General features: G+C 65.8%; 8 protein-coding genes and 1 riboswitch. Of the genes, 1 reads left to right on the top strand and 7 read right to left on the bottom strand.

Annotated features, from left to right (window positions below):
* Window positions 1-9: 9 nt before the first annotated feature.
* The 7 genes from IFT67_RS01475 to IFT67_RS01445 all read right to left on the bottom strand — a co-directional run bounded on the left by IFT67_RS01475 (window position 10) and on the right by IFT67_RS01445 (window position 11,529).
* A complete protein-coding gene (locus tag IFT67_RS01475) occupies window positions 10-2,226 on the bottom strand; it encodes a TonB-dependent receptor (RefSeq protein WP_192144773.1) in 2,217 nt (738 codons plus the stop codon).
* Window positions 2,227-2,369: 143 nt separating this feature from the next.
* A complete protein-coding gene (locus IFT67_RS01470; protein WP_192144772.1) occupies window positions 2,370-2,804 on the bottom strand; it encodes a DUF2946 family protein in 435 nt (144 codons plus the stop codon).
* A gap of 70 nt (window positions 2,805-2,874) precedes the next feature.
* On the bottom strand, window positions 2,875-4,335 hold the full coding sequence (locus IFT67_RS01465) for a PepSY domain-containing protein (RefSeq protein WP_342450528.1): 1,461 nt from the start codon (window positions 4,333-4,335) through the stop codon (window positions 2,875-2,877).
* The gene (locus tag IFT67_RS01460; protein WP_192144770.1) at window positions 4,322-6,502 is read right to left on the bottom strand and encodes a TonB-dependent receptor; all 2,181 of its coding nucleotides are present in this window, start codon (window positions 6,500-6,502) and stop codon (window positions 4,322-4,324) included. The genes IFT67_RS01465 and IFT67_RS01460 overlap by 14 nt, the downstream gene beginning before the upstream one ends.
* A gap of 232 nt (window positions 6,503-6,734) precedes the next feature.
* A riboswitch (cobalamin riboswitch) is annotated at window positions 6,735-6,966 on the bottom strand.
* Between the two features lie 80 nt (window positions 6,967-7,046).
* Window positions 7,047-8,540, bottom strand: a complete 1,494-nt coding sequence (locus IFT67_RS01455) for a tryptophan halogenase family protein (RefSeq protein ID WP_192144769.1) — start codon at window positions 8,538-8,540, stop codon at window positions 7,047-7,049.
* Entirely contained in the window at window positions 8,537-10,009 is a 1,473-nt protein-coding gene (locus IFT67_RS01450; RefSeq protein WP_192144768.1) for a tryptophan 7-halogenase, read from the bottom strand. Before IFT67_RS01450 ends, IFT67_RS01455 begins: the two co-directional genes overlap by 4 nt.
* Window positions 10,006-11,529 (bottom strand): tryptophan halogenase family protein, encoded by a 1,524-nt coding sequence (locus IFT67_RS01445; protein WP_446740801.1) that lies wholly within the window; start codon window positions 11,527-11,529, stop codon window positions 10,006-10,008. Before IFT67_RS01445 ends, IFT67_RS01450 begins: the two co-directional genes overlap by 4 nt.
* 257 nt (window positions 11,530-11,786) lie before the next feature.
* Here IFT67_RS01445 and IFT67_RS01440 point away from each other — a divergent pair, with 257 nt between their 5' ends.
* Complete coding sequence (locus tag IFT67_RS01440) at window positions 11,787-15,149, top strand: TonB-dependent receptor (RefSeq protein ID WP_192144766.1); 3,363 nt, start codon at window positions 11,787-11,789, stop codon at window positions 15,147-15,149.
* Window positions 15,150-15,169 lie beyond the last annotated feature (20 nt).

Below are 15,169 nucleotides of genomic sequence, written 5' to 3'. Positions count from 1 at the left end.
AACCCCTGCTCAGAAATGCGTGGAAAGGGCGATTTCGACGCTGCGAGGCGCGCCGATATAGACGTTGGTCGTCGGGTAGCCCGAATACTCGCCGTAGAACGCATTGGTCAGGTTGCGCCCGCGGACCGAGACGGAGGCTTGCGGCGCGACCTGGTAGCTGACCGACGCCTCGACGACGGTATGGCCGCGGACGAAATAGGTGTTGGCGGTGTCGGTGTAGAAACCCGAGACGTGGCGGACGAAGCCGCCGAGCGTCACCGGGAGCGCCTTGATCGTGTAGAGTGCGGACCCGCTGACGGTGGTCGAAGGCGTGTTGATCGGGCGATTGCCGGCGCGATCGATGCGGGCGCCCGCGATGAGTTCGCTGAGCTGATCGTAATTGGCGTCGGTATAGGCGGCGCCCGCCGACAGCGAGAGCGCGTCGGTGACGGCCGCACCGATGCTGAGTTCGACACCCTGCGACGACTGCTCGCCGCCCTGGATCGCCTGCTGCGGATTGGTCGGATCGCGGGTGAGGATGTTGCTCTGCTCGATGCGGTAGGCGGCACCGGTCATCGTCAGCCGCTTGGCGAAGGCGGAGGCCTTGAAGCCGACTTCGTAGGAGTGGCCCTTGGTGAGCTTGTAGCCGGTGTTGACGATCGACTGGAGCAGGATCGAGGACACGGGCGTGACCGCGGTCGTGTATTGGCCGTAGACGGTGATACTTGGTGTGAGATCATAGGTGCTGCCGATCCGCCATGAGAACGGATCATAGGTCGGCGTACCGCGCGTGACGGCGCCGTTCGCGTTGAGGTTGATGATGACGCGGGTGAGATCAATGTGATCGTAGCGCGCGCCGCCGACCAGCAGCCATCCGGGAGTCAGGTTCAGCGCATCCTCGGCGAAGACGGAGGCGGTCTTCAGCTTCGACTGGTAGATGACGTTGGTGGTGGAATAGACGGCGGCGTCGGTCGGGAAGATGCCCACGATCGGCGCGTACGGATCGACGTTGGTGATCCGTGCGGCCGTGTTGCCGCCGATCGGGCCTTGCTGGCGCGGATTGGTGAAATTGGTGTCGTTATATTCGCCGCCGAGGCTGAAGCGGTTGCGAAGGCCCGCGATCTTGCCGTCGTTGGCGATCACGAGGCGCTCGTTCCAGAAGCGGTGATCGTGGTAGATCCGCTGGACCGATCGCGCGAAGCTGCCGTTCGGGAAGGAGGGCGTTGGCGTGGTGAAGACCTGATCGCCGCTGAGCACGAAATCGCGTTTGGCATGGTACCAGGTGAAGTCGTTGGCGACCGACCAGCCGCTGCCGATCGCATAGTCGATCCGCGAGCGCAGCGTCGTGTCGCGCGCGCCGGAATAGGCCCCGGAAGGGTTGTAGTTGCGGCGGCGTAGCGCCTTGTCGAGAACCATGCCGTTGGGGCTGCGAAGCGCGTCGCTTGGGTCGCGCGCGACCGCGGCGGAGACGAACGGGAGGCCCTGATAGCTGCTGTCGTAGCGGTCCTCGTAGTGATCGACCGCGAGCAGGACGGAAAGGTCGGGTGCGGGCTTGAGGAGGATGCTGGCGGTGAGACCCGTGGAACGCGTCGCGTTGTCGTCGACGTCGTAGAGGCTGTCGGAATGCAGATAGCTGGCGTCGGCGCGGATTGCGACGGTGTCGGACAGCTTGAGGTTGATGCCGCTCGCCGCGGTCACGGTTGCGAAGCTGCCGACGCTGAGCAGTCCGTCGAGGTGGTCGCCGTCGAGGGTGGGTTTGCGCGTGACCTTGTTGATGACGCCGGCCAGCGCGCCTTCGCCGTAGAGGACCGAGGCGGGGCCCTTGATGACGTCGATCCGGTCGTAATGCCAGACGTTGGTATCGCGCTGGACGACGGTCGAGGTGGAGACGCGGACGCCGTCCTGGAGGATCGATACGGCGCCACCCGAAAAGCCACGCAACGTCACGACGGCAGGGTTGCCGGGGACGTTGCCGGCGATCGCGCCGACCACCGAATTGAACGCCTCGCGCGCGGTGCGCAGGCCCTGGACCTGCATGTCGGCCTGGGTCAGCGTCTCGACCGTGGCGGGAGTCTCGCGCACCGACAGGCCGAGGCGGCTGCCGGTGTCGGACGTGCGATCGAGCTTCAGCTTATCGCGCTGGCCGTTGACGACGATTTCGGTCTGCGGATCGTCCGTATCGGTTGCGTGGGCGGGGGAGGAGAGTGCGACGATGGACGCCGAGGCGGCCAGGAATGTTCTGAACATGCGAGTCCCTGTTCGTCATGGCGACGCACGAAGGCGCCGGCATGGATGCCGTGGTCCGCGCGGCGACATCGCGCGCGGAGGCTGTTCCGTCCGGTGTGCGGACGGTCGAAGCGGTGTGATCGGCGGGTTTTAAGGCCGTCGGATCACGCGGAGACGCGTGGGGGACCTCGCAAGGGTGGCCTGAGATAGGCGGGCGCGGCGACGGGGGTGGTCGATGTCCGGCGAAACCCCATGGCGACGATGAACGCGATGGCGATCGCGAGCAGCAGCGGATCGACCGCCGCGAGCGAAGGTGCGGACAGCCCGGAGAACGCGCAGGGCATCTCGCGGCTCTGGTGATCGCCCTTGTCCTGGTGATGCATCATGCCGGGCATTGTCTTGGCCATCATCGTGGCCTTGGCAATCATCGTGACCATAGTCGTGGGCGCGGTGCCGCCGCAGATCTGGATCGTCACCGTGCCCCCGGAGACGACCGGCATGAAGCCTGCGGGGACGAGGATCTTCATTGCCAGCGCACATACGATCAGCCACGCCGACAGCGTGCCGTGATCGAGGAAAAGGCGACGGAACCCGGCCATGCCTACCGACTACGCGGAGTGCGCGGCGGTGTCACTTGGGCAAACGGTCCGGTTCGGCGCGATATCGGGATCAGCCGCGCCGGAGCCGTTTCCAGCCGAGCCAGATGCCGCTGACCGACGTGACGAGACCGACGATCGAGAACAGCCAGAGCAGCAGATCCCAGAGCGGGCGATGCAGCGTCAGCACGTTCAGATCCCATTTGTGGAGCAGATCGAACGCCCAGCGATAGGCTCGGCGGCGACGGTCGATGGTCGCGAGCACTTCGCCGGTCTGGGGGTCGATGTAGAGCCAGGTCGCTGGCGGGTCGTCGAACCGTAGCCGGAGGATCGGCAGGCGCGGCTTGCCACCCGGCTCGTACCAATAGGCGTCGGGCGCGGTCAGCCGCTCGAGCGCGATCAGCGTTGCGCCGTGTTGGAGTCGCCGTGCGGCGGCGACGATTGCCGGCGTGCTGGGGCGGGCCGGTGCGAGGGTCGTTGCACCGAGGATCGTTCGTTTTCCATCGGCGGATTCAAGTAGGACGAGGGGCGTATGCGCGTTGTCGATCAGCCGGGCGCGGACGGCGCCCGATCCGGCGGCGCGCAGTCGATCGAGAGGGACGAGGGGCATCGCGTCGGACGCGGCATAGGCGCGCACAGCCGCGGCGTCGGGTTCGGCACTGTGGAACAGGTGCCAGGGATCGACCGACAGCCAGCCGCTGACGATCCATGCGATCAGGAAGCCTCCGCCGACCAGACCGGCGACGTGATGCCACAGCATCCAACCGCGATAGGGCGTCATCCGGCCGCCCTTGAACCGGCGCGATCCCGTCCGCGTGCGCAGGATGCCGATCCACATTCCTGCCACCGCTGCGGCGATGCAGGGGCCGGAAACCCACATCACGACCTGACGCCAGGCGGAATTGTCCTGCCGCAATATCGTCGGATACAGCCAGTGCGGCACCGAGCCGAGCCAGTTCCAGACGCGTTCGCTGCGGGTCGTCGACTGGACGATGCCGCCTGTCGAGGAGGACACGTACAACTGCGTGCCGGTACGATCTGCCAGCGTCACTTTCCACAGCGGACGATGTCGATCGAACCCGCCAGACACAGTCCATTGATCGCGAACGATGCGTTCGACCTGCGCTGAAGTTGCGCGGCCGAAGCGGCTCGCCACGCGCGTGGCGTAGGCGGCGTCGACTGGCGCGAGCAGGGCGCCAGCGTCAGCGGCAACGGTTCGCCGGTCGCCTTCCCAGCGTTCGATCCGCCAGACGGGGACGCCGTCGCGCATCCCGAGCAACAGCTCCTGCGGCAGGTGTCCTCCGTCGATTGGCGGCGGCACGTTCGCCGCGCGCCAGTCGATCGGCTCCACTTGCGCGAGCGTTTCGGCCGGTGTGAGCGACGGGTACGGAACGTACAGCATCACCAGCCCCGACAGGAACCACATCGCGAAGAACAGGCAGCTGGCAATGCCGACCCACCGATGGACGAGATACAGCCAGCGCCGGCCGACCCTGCCGAACGACGCTGCGCGGCCGACGTCAGAACCCGGCACGAAGCGACACGTCCACCGCGCGAGGCCGTCCGAGGATCCACTGCTGCGAATTGTAGCTGTTGATCGCATAATCCTTGTCGAGCAGATTATAGACATGGAGATCGACCGCGACCCGCGGCGTCATGGCATAGGACAGCGTGGCGTCGACGGTCACGTAACCGGGTATGCGGAAGTCGTTCGCGTTGTCCGAATAGCGACGCCCGACATAGCGGAGCCCCGCGCGCGCCTGGAACGCGCGCGTCGCGGTCCAGCGCAGCCACAGGTTCGCCATCGTCTCGGGTACGTCGGGCGGCGTGTTGCCGGCGTAACTCCTGCCGCCCGAGATGAAATCGTCGAACCTCGCGTTCAATACGCTGCCGTTCGCGTCGATCCCGACCCCCTTGGGCAAGTCGAGCGAGACGGCAGCCTCGATACCCTTGGCGGATCGCTGGCCGACCTGCTCGATGGGGCTGGTAGGCGTCAGCTGCGACAGCAGACCTTTCTTGACGATGCGATACGCCGCGATCGTCGCGGTGCCGCGTCCGCCCAGGAACACCGCCTTGGCGCCGATCTCGACCTGATCGCCCTTTGCGTTGCTGAACTGCACCTGCCCGGTCGAATAGGTCGTCAGCGTGCCGAGCGGATCGACTCCGGTCGCGTATTGCGCATAGAGCGAGACGGTCGAGATCGGCTGATAGACGCTGCCGACGCGCCAGGTCGTATTGTGGAGTCGCTTGTCGAGCGCCAAGGTCTCCGTGGGGACGGCGACCGTGGAGTCGATCGTCCAACGCTGGATCCGGTCGCGTTCGTACCGGATGCCGCCGACGATCGAGACGTGATCGCCGAGCTTCAGCCGGTCCTCCGCGAAGACCGCATATTCGTTGGTCCGCGTACGATAGCGCGGTGCGATCCCCTGCGTGTCGACGATCAGGCCGGGGTCGAAGTCATACGGGTCGACTTGGGAAATCTGCGGGTCGGCGCCGAAATTATGCGAGTATGTGAGCTTGATAAGGTTCACGTCGAAACCCAGCACGACGTCGTTCGAAATGCCGTCGGCGATCGGCATCTTTAGCGTCATGCTGGCCTGATCGCCCCATTGCGTCTGGTCGTGGACGATCCCGGTCATGTCGGTGCGATAGATCTGGCCGGGCGTAGCAGGGTCGCCATTCGCTCCGTTCGGGCAGAAACCGTCCGCCGCGATCCAGCAATAGCTTTCGAGATTGAGCCACGATCGCTTCGAAGTCAGGCGGTACGCCTGGTTGCTGACGGTGAGCGCGTCGGTCGGCGTCCAATCGACCTGCAGGCTGGTGCGGTTGTCGCGGTACCGGACATGCCCGTCGCGCGTGTTGTAGTTGCGATCGCGGTTGTCGTCGTCGAGACGTCCGTCGATCAGCGGCGTGCCGAAATAGCGCATCGGGTTCTGGTTGCCGTAGTCGTCGCGCGCGGTGACGACGAGCGTGTCGATCGGTGCCCAGCGCAGGGTGGCGGACAGCGCGTAGCTGCGCGATTGCGCGCGATCGACATAGCCGTCCGATCGCCGATAGCTGCCGTCGACGCGGTACGACAGGCGGTTGCCGATCGGTCCGCCTGCGCCGGCCGCGACGTGCAAACTGTCCTGCGATCCATAGCCGATCTCGCCGTCGACCTGAATCCGTACGGTATTCGGCTGGCGCATCAGCACGTTGACCGCGCCACCAAGCGCTCCCTGGCCGTAAAGTACGGAGGCGGGGCCGCTGAGGATGTCGATGCGGTCGACCATCCAGGGGTCGTTCGGGAAGGTGATCGTGCCGGCTGCCGGAAACAGCCGGACGCCGTCGACCAACTGGAGCACCGAGCCCTGGCCGCTGAACCCGCGCGCGGCGAGCGCGGTGCCGCCATTGCCGAGATTGCCGACGCTGGTGATGCCGGGCGCGCGGCTGGTCGCGTCGATCACCGTCATGTCGCCGCGTGCCCGGATCGTGTCGCCGTCTACGACCGACAGCGTCGCGGGCGTTTCGAGCGGCGTCAGTTTGAGCCGGCTGCCGGTCGCGTTCGGGACGGTGAGGTCCGCTTGATGACGACCGGTGACGAGGATGTCGTTGGTCGTATCGCCGGATCGGTCCTCCGCGATCTGCGCGGAGGTCGTGGACGGCAGTATCGAAACGAGTAAGGACGCGGCGATCGTGACGCGCGAAATCGATAATATCATTGGTAATCCCCGGGGCGTCGGACGAACCGGCAGGGGACGCTCTCGAGCATGGCGCGCGAGCCCACGCCTCGGCTCGCGGCACGAGCGATCGGCCCGAGCACGCGCCTAAGCGAACGGGAGCAGTCGTGCCCACCGGACGCCGTCGCGGCCGGCACGTCTGCCCATGCGGTCCCCACCGCACACATCGTCGCTCAGACGGAGTACCGTGCCTCGGCCATCCCCTGGACCAGGCAAGAGCGACCACACGCCGGCAGGTCTCCTGGCTCACGGGTCACCGCTTGATGCACAACCTTCCCAGACCGATCGGTCCAGTGGCTGGTGGCTCGGGACATTCGCCCGGCCACGCACATGCATCACGCTCGCCGCTTACAGTTGCAGGGACAGCCTCGGCATCGGATGGTCGAAGCCACCCTCACCGCGTTCCCTTTTAAGCTCCTTGCGGAGCACCGGTGCGATCATGCCGACCCGTCCGAAGAACGAGCCAACGGGGAAGGTGTAGCTCGGGCGATAAGCGCGGGCAATCGGCGATCGTGTCGGACCCGTTCTAAACGCCGACGAAGGCTGCGTAGCGGGCGACGAAGTCCGCATGGGATGGCAGGGCTTCGGCGGCGCGAAGGGTGGCGGCGCGCATCTGGCGGAGGGCGTCCGCAACGCGGTCGGCATCGAGTGCATCCACGACCGGGTCGTAACCTACCGGTATGACGTTCTGGCCGAGCAGAACCTGAACCCAGCTCGGGATGCCGAACAGTTCGTCGTCGTAGCGGAAGATGCGCCCCTTTTCGCGGAATAGCGCGAGCTTGCGCGTCAGGCTGTCGGGCACCGGCATGGTGCGGACATGCCGCCAGAATGCGGAATCGTCGCGGCGGGTCGCGTGATAGTGCAGGATGATGAAATCGCGGATCGACGTGTAGGCGTCGCCCATCAGCCGGTTGTATTCGTCGCGTTCGACGGCGGAAAAGCCGCGATCGGGGAACAGCGCGAACAGCTTCGAGATGCCGGTCTGGATCAGGTGGATGCTGGTCGATTCGAGCGGTTCGAGGAAGCCGCCGGCGAGGCCGAGCGCAACGACGTTGCCCTCCCACATTTTCGCGCGCCGGCCTGCCTTGAAGCGAAGCTGGCGCGGATCGGCGGTCGGGGCGCTGTCGAGGTTCGCGAGCAGCAGCGCGGTCGCCTCGTCGTCGGACATGTGCGTGCTGGCGTAGACATGGCCATTGCCGGTGCGGTGTTGAAGCGGGATCCGCCATTGCCAGCCCGCCGGGCGTGCGGTGGCACGGGTGTAGGGCAGTACAGGCGTGGTCGGTTCGGTCGGAACCGCGATCGCGCGGTCGCACGGGAGCCAGTGCGACCAGTCCTCGAATTCGACCCCCATCGTCTCGCCGAGCAACAGGCTGCGGAAGCCCGAGCAATCGATGAACAGGTCGCCGTCTACCGCAGTGCCATCCTCAAGCCGGACTGCGCGGATGTGGCCGTTCTCCGGATCGCGGTCGGCGCCGATGATGCGGCCTTCGATGCGGGTGACACCGCCGGCCTCGGCGTGGCGGCGCAGGAAGGCGGCGTAGAGGCTGGCGTCGAAATGATAGGCATAAGCGAGTGGCGCCGTTCCGCTTGGCTGGCCGAAGCGGCCGAGATGCGCGGCAACCGCGGATGGTGAATAGGCGTCGAGCCCGCCGATGCCGGGGCGATCCCGCAGTTTCAGCCAGAGCTGATGGAACGCCAGGCCCTGGATATCGCGGCCGTGCCCGCCGAATGCGTGCATGTAGCGATCGGCGCCAGTGTCCCAGCCGACGAACTCGATCCCGAGTTTGAACGTGGCGCCGGTCGCACGGACGAAATCGCGTTCGTCGACGCCGATCAACTGGTTGAAGCCCAGGATAGGCGGGATCGTCGCCTCGCCGACACCGACTGTGCCGATCGCATCGCACTCGACGAGCACGACCTGGCGCTGGCCGTCGTCGAGGAACCGTGCCGCGGCGGCTGCGGCCATCCAGCCGGCGGTGCCGCCCCCGACGATCACGACTTTGCGGATGGGAGCGGTCATCGTCTGCGTTCCAGTTGCGCGAGATAGGCGGGGTAGGGCGGCAGGCGCGAGGGCAGGGCGGCATTGGCCTCGGCGATCCGGGTCAGTGCCGTGCGGGACGTCTCCAACGGCGTTGCCGAAGCGATCGGATCGGGGATGCGCGGGATCATGCCGAGGCCAAGCAGCAAGCCGTGCCACTCGTCCGGCTCGAAGCTCTCGTCTTCGTAGAACGGCAGGCGACCGCGGTGAGCGAACTGGTCGAGCGTGTGATCGAGGCTGTCCGTGCGAGGCAGGCGGCGGACGTGCTTCCAGAAGTCGCCGCCAGTTCGGGTCGCGGCGTGATAGTGCGCCGCCTGAAAATCGCGCACGCGCGATGCCTGGCAGTAGGTGCGGGCGTTGTACTCGGCGAGTTCGCTGGCGGCGCAGTCACGGCCGGGCAGGAGGTCGATCGCGCGCAGGATCCCTGCTTGCGCGAGGTGAAGGTTGGCGTCGGCCAGCGGATCGAGCGCAATCGCGGCGTCACCAAGCGCGAGGACGTTGTGGAGCCAGGGTTCCGGGCGGACGCCGGGGGCGATGTCCACGACCTCCTCGCCTGCGGGGAGAATGCGACGTGCGCTGGAGTCCGGTGTCTGGACGGCGGCATAGGCAAGACCGACCAGCGTGCGATCTCGCAGAGGCTTTTCGAACCGCCACCCCGCTGGAAGTGCGATGAGATCGTCGGTCGGGGAGGGCGCGCGGGTCGGCCCCGTACCGAGGAGCAGGCGGTCGACAGGCAGGTATCTGCCCCAATCTTCCCACCGCGTGTCGATCGCCGAGCGAAGCGGGGCGGCGGGGCCGGCGCAATCGAGATACAGATCCGCTACGATCCGACGACCATCCGCCAACATCAGCGCCTCGACGCCGCCATCCGCACGGCGTTCGACACCCGCGAACGCACCTGGAACGGGCGCCAGGCCAAGATGCCGCGCCAACGCGCGAAGCAGATCCCGGTAGCGCGGCGGATCGAGCCGGAGCGCGTAGGCGAGGCCTGAAAGCGGTGAAGCCGAATCGTCCGCTGGGTGCACGAACCGGTCTGCTGCCGCGAGAGCAGCGGCTGGCGAGAACGCGTCGAACGCAGCGACCTTGCCGGCGCGGCGGGCGTTCAGCCAATGCTGGTGGAACGCTCCCGTCCCGATCGGACCGCCGCGGTCGCCTCGTGCCAGGACGACGCGCCCGCCGTCGGAACGCCAGTCGGATAACCGCGTGCCGATATGATGCAGCGTACCGGCCGCCAGGAGATCGCGTTCGCCGAGGCCTATGCGGTCGTGGAACGCGGCGATCGACGGCAGCGTGCCGGGCATGCGATCCGCCAGCGCGGCGGGGTCTGCCGGAGTTTCGATCAACGTGATCGCGAGACCGGGCAGCGCACGGGCGAAGGCGATCGCGGCGGACAACCCGACGATGCCGGCGCCCAGCACCGCAATGCTCCGAACGGGTGTGCGTTCGGTCATGCCGGGATCGTCGCGTTGCGCTGGGCAAGGAACGCGGCGTGGTCTGGCATCGCCCCGGCAGTGGCGGCAACCTGTGCGCGGAGGTTGGCGACGGCGCGGTCGAGTCCGTCGAGCGCGGGGCCGTTCGCGCGCTGGTCCCAGCCCTGGGGGACAATGCCTTGGCCCAGATACACGGCCAGCCAGCTCGGCTCGAGGAACAGCCCCTCGCTATACTGCGCGACGCGGCCGGCGCGGCGAAACAGGTCCATCTTCTCCGCGAGCGTGTCCGGCACGTCCATCGTCCGGACGTGGTTCCAGAAGTCGGAATCGTCGCGGGTGGTGGCGTGGTAATGGAGGATCAGGAAATCGCGGATGCGGTCATATTCCATGTCGACCATGCGGTTGAACTCGGTCCGGTCCGTCGGCGAGATACCCTCCGATCCGGCGCGTTGCGGGAACAGTTCGATCAACTGCGTGATCGCCATCTGCGCGAGGTAGATGCTCGTCGATTCGAGCGGTTCGAGGAAGCCGGAGGCGAGCCCGATGCCGACGACGTTGCCGACCCAACTATTGCGGCGGCGGCCCGCGCGGAACTTGAGGAAGCGCGGGTCGGCGAGGGGCTTGCCCTCGACCGAGGCGACCAGCGAGTCCGCCGCGGCCTGGTCGTCGAGATGCGCGCTGGAATAGACATAGCCGTTGCCGACGCGGTGCTGGAGCGGGATGCGCCATTGCCAGCCGGCCGACTTCGCGGTGGCCCGGGTATAGGGCTCGATCGGCCCCTGGGGTGACGCGCCGGGCATTGCCACCGCGCGGTCGCAAGGTAGCCAATTTGACCAATCCTCCCACGGCTCCGCCATCGTATCGCCGAGCAGCAGGCTCCGGAATCCCGAGCAGTCGACGAACAGGTCGCCTTCGATCGTCTCGCCCGAGTCGAGACGTACGGCGCGGACGTTGCCGGTCTCGGCGTGCTGGTCGACGGCGACGATCCGGCCTTCGGTGCGGCGTGCACCCTGCGCTTCGGCAAAGCGGCGCAGATAGGGCCCGAACAGCGTCGCATCGAACTGATAGGCATAGCCGAAGCTCGCCGCGAGATCGTCGGCAGGGCCGTCGGGGATGGCGAAGCGATGCGCGGTGGCGGCGGCGACAGCGACCGAATAGTCGCCGATCGGCCCTGCGCGTCCGGCAGCGTTCAACCGCAGCCAGTAATGATGGAAGCCGACGTCGCCGAGCGGACGCCCGAACGTGCCGAACGGGTGGATATAGCTGTCGCCGATCGCGCCGAAGTCTCGAAAGTCGATGCCGAGCTTGAACGTCGCATGCGTCGCCCGCATGAAATCCGCCTCGTCCAGCCCCAGCCGTTCGACGAACGCGCGGATGTGCGGCAGTGTTGCCTCGCCGACGCCGACGATGCCGATCTCCGCCGACTCGATCAGCTGCACGGTGCAGGCGCTCGGCAGCAGCCGGACGAGTGCCGCGGCCGTCATCCATCCCGCCGTGCCGCCGCCCACGATCACGACTCGCGTTCGCTCGATTTCCGTCATCATCCCCTCGCGTCGATTAGGACCGTTACGAGACTGTTACCCTGGGGCAACACTGGAACGGCATCCTTTCGAATCTGTCTACCAAATTTCATTATTCAACTTGTGACGGAAAACATAGCTGAGTAATGGTTGGTTCGGCGACCGATTTATCGTTCGTTCCTAGGGAGAAAGCGCAGTTTGTACGCCTGCTTCAGAAGCGGCGGCAAGGGTGCTGGTGGATGTATAAGGGGTCAATAATGCCAAGTGCTGGTGCGTCTGTGACGGTTCGTCTCGCTTCCCGTTTGTTCGGTGGAAGTGTCTCCGTTCTTGCGATCGCGTTCGCTGCAACGCCGTCGTTCGCGCAGGTCGCCGATCCTGCCACTGCGGATGCGCAAACCGTTCCAGCACCTGCTGGTTCGGGTGTCGCAAGCACGACGTCGGGTGCGACCAGCCTCGATTCTGCGACCGCAGGGACAGCGCCGGGTTCGGCCAGCAACACGACCGGTACGTCGGGCGCGTCGCAGGATGCCGGTAACCCGACCCCCGATCCCGAGCGCGAAGAGATCGTCGTCACGGGCATTCGCCAGAGCCTGGCCAACGCACAGAACATCAAGCGCAATTCGGACACCGTGGTCGACGCGATCACCGCTGAAGACATTGGCGCACTGCCCGATCGTTCGGTCAACGAAGCGTTGCAGCGCGTTCCCGGCGTATCGATCAGCCGCTTTGCCGCCCCCAGCGACTCCGCGCATTACTCTGCGCAGGGCTCGGGTGTCGTGATCCGCGGCCTCAGCTATGTCCGCGGCGAATTCAACGGCCGCGACGCGTTCGCAGCCGGCGGCGGTCGCGAGATCGGCTTCAACGACATTCCTGCGGAAATCGTCGGCTCGGTCGAGGTGTTCAAGAACCTGACTGCCGACCTGGTCGAAGGCGGCATCGCCGGCACCGTCAACATCAACACGCGCAAGCCGTTCGACTCGAAGAAGGACCTGTTGTTCCTCTCGGCCGGCATGAACCTCGGCGATCTCGAAAAGCGTGGCGCGCCGCAGTTCGTCGGTCTCGTCTCGAAGCAGTTCGACCTGGGCAGCGCAGGCCGTTTCGGCATTCTCGCCAGCGGCACCTACCAGAAGCTCTACAGCCGCTCGGACTCGGTGTTCATCTCGTCGATGCTGCCGCGTTACAATGACGACAAGAACGGCAACGGCGTCCAGGATGCCGGCGAAGGCCGCGTGCTGAACGCAGGCACGCCGTTCCAGTCGACGCTGTTCGATACCTTCCCGCTGCCGGCCGGTCGCAACGTCGTATACGCGCCGCTGGGCGCAGGTTCGCGCTCGCAGGATTTCGACCGCACACGCATCGGCTATTCGGGTGCCGCGCAGTATGAGACCGCGTCGGGCAACCTGTTGGTCACCGCACAGTTTGTCCGCGCCGAGTCGACCGACGACTGGCTCGAGCACACCGTCGAGCCCAACGTCTATTACGGCGATGCCAACACGGTCTTCCCGGTTGGTGGCTCGGACTTTACCTACGACGACAACGGCGTCTTCACAAGCGGCACGCTCGGCAAGCGCACCGGCGCAGTACAGGGCAATGGCCCGAACGGGTACGGCGTGCTGAGCCAGTTCGCGCCGAACGGCGTGTTCACGACCGAATCCAACCGTCACTTCTTCTCGAAGTCGATCTCGCAGGATCAGTCGCTCAACATCAAGTTCGAGCCGATCGATCGCCTCCACCTGAACTTCGACGGGCAATACGCGACGTCGAAGGTGAAGGTTCGTGACGACATCCTCGACACCGCGACGTTCAGCCAGACCGCGATCGACCTGCGCGGCGGGATTCCGCAGATCACCTCGATCACACCTGGGTTCGACACCACGAGCTATTTCGCCAACCCGAACTCGATCTATTTCCGCGACGCGTTCAATGGCCGTCAGGATAATGATGGCCACGAATGGGCCTTCCGCGGCGATGCGCAGTTCGACGTCAGCGACACCGCGTTCCTGCGCAATGTCCGCGTCGGCGGCCGGTATGCGGATCGCAAGCAGCTGGTGCGGTCGGCGGATTACAACAATTGGGGCTATCTGTCCGAGACGTGGTCGGCAAAGGGGCCGGTGAGCTACGCCGCACTCGGTCAGGACGAGCAGAGCCTGCATAATTTCACCAATTTCTTCCGTGGTCAGACCAACACGCCCCCGAGCGCGACGTTCGTCGCCGAAGACATTTTGCGCGATCATGACGCGTTCACCGATCTGCTGCGCAAGATCACGACCCTGGGCGGCGGCGGGTATACCGCGCTTGAAGATCGCAAGAACGGCGATGGCAGCCCGCTGAACGATGGCGCGTACCTGAACAGCGAACTCTATCGCAACCGCGAGCAGACCAAGTCCGCCTATGTCCGCGCCGATTTCGGCGTTGAGGATTTCGGCAACGGCATGAGCCTGACCGGCAACGTCGGCGTGCGCTTCGTCAATACCAAGGACAGCTCGAACGGCGCGATCACGTTCCCGAATCAGAGCAGCATCTTCGACGCGTCCAACCTGCCGGCAACCCCGACCGGTGGTGCGTATCCCCAGACGCTGGCCGGGTTCTGCCAATCGCAGCGTGACAAGCCACCGGCGTCGGGGACGATCAACGCAATCTGCACCGTGCCCGCAACCCAGCAGGCGGCGATTCTCGCATATGCGAACTCCGGATCAATCCCGGATGTCGCCCGGCAGAAGTTCAACTTCTGGCTGCCGAGCGCCAACGTGAAGCTGCAGGTCACGCCGACCCTGCTGTTCCGCGCCGCCGGATCGAAGGCGATCTCGCGTCCGAACTTTGGCGATCTGCGCAACTTCGTCGGCGTCGGTGTGTCGTCGGGCAACACCGCGGGTAACTACCAGTTCTCGGCGACGTCGCGGAACCCGTATCTGCGGCCGGTCGAGGCGCTTCAGTTCGACCTGACCAGCGAGTGGTATTTCTCGAAGGTCGGCTCGCTGACCGCCACCGTGTTCCACAAGACGCTGTCGAATATCATCGTCGACAATCTGGGCTACACGCGCACGCTGACAAACAACGGTCAGACGTTCGACGTGCAGGTCAACGGTCCTGCCAATGTCGACGGCAAGTCGCGGATCAAGGGTGCGGAAATCGCGTACCAGCAGACCTTCGATTTCCTGCCCGGCGCGCTGAGCGGTCTCGGCATGCAGGCGAACTACACGTACGTGAAGGCTGGCAAGATCCCCAATCCGGTGCCCGCCAACGGCGCCGCGGATGGCAGCCGTCCGCCGCAGGACGTCGCCGGCCTGTACGACAACCTCCCGCTCCAGGGCCTGTCGAAGCATACCGTCAACGTCGCCGGCTTCTACGACAAGGGTCCCTTCTATGCCCGTGTCGCGTACAGCTGGCGCTCGAAGTTCCTGCTAACCAACCGCGATTGCTGCTTCCCGTTCCTGCCGGTCTACGCCCTGCCGACCGGACAGCTTGACGCATCGGCGTTCGTGACGGTGAACGAGCACTTCAAGCTTGGCGTGACCGCGTCGAACTTGCTCGACGAGACGACTAAGACCAACTTCCTGCTGAACGGCGCAGGGCTCGAGGCGCCGCGCAGCTTCTTCAAGAACGACCGCTCGTACACGCTGTCGGCGCGTATGACCTTCTGAGGTAGCGGGAAACAAGGCCA

This window comes from Sphingomonas sp. CFBP 13728 (assembly GCF_014841895.1).
In the GTDB taxonomy this organism is placed as follows: domain Bacteria; phylum Pseudomonadota; class Alphaproteobacteria; order Sphingomonadales; family Sphingomonadaceae; genus Sphingomonas.
This window is presented reverse-complemented; position numbering and strand designations above follow the sequence as displayed.

What these genes read in the sequence shown, in the direction of transcription:
- IFT67_RS01455 (WP_192144769.1), bottom strand. Translation starts at nt 8,540, where the DNA reads ATGACCGCTCCCATCCGCAAAGTCGTGATCGTCGGGGGCGGCACCGCC.
- IFT67_RS01470 (WP_192144772.1), bottom strand. Translation starts at nt 2,804, where the DNA reads ATGGCCGGGTTCCGTCGCCTTTTCCTCGATCACGGCACGCTGTCGGCG.
- IFT67_RS01460 (WP_192144770.1), bottom strand. Translation starts at nt 6,502, where the DNA reads ATGATATTATCGATTTCGCGCGTCACGATCGCCGCGTCCTTACTCGTT.
- IFT67_RS01445 (WP_446740801.1), bottom strand. Translation starts at nt 11,529, where the DNA reads ATGACGGAAATCGAGCGAACGCGAGTCGTGATCGTGGGCGGCGGCACG.
- IFT67_RS01475 (WP_192144773.1), bottom strand. Translation starts at nt 2,226, where the DNA reads ATGTTCAGAACATTCCTGGCCGCCTCGGCGTCCATCGTCGCACTCTCC.
- IFT67_RS01450 (WP_192144768.1), bottom strand. Translation starts at nt 10,009, where the DNA reads ATGACCGAACGCACACCCGTTCGGAGCATTGCGGTGCTGGGCGCCGGC.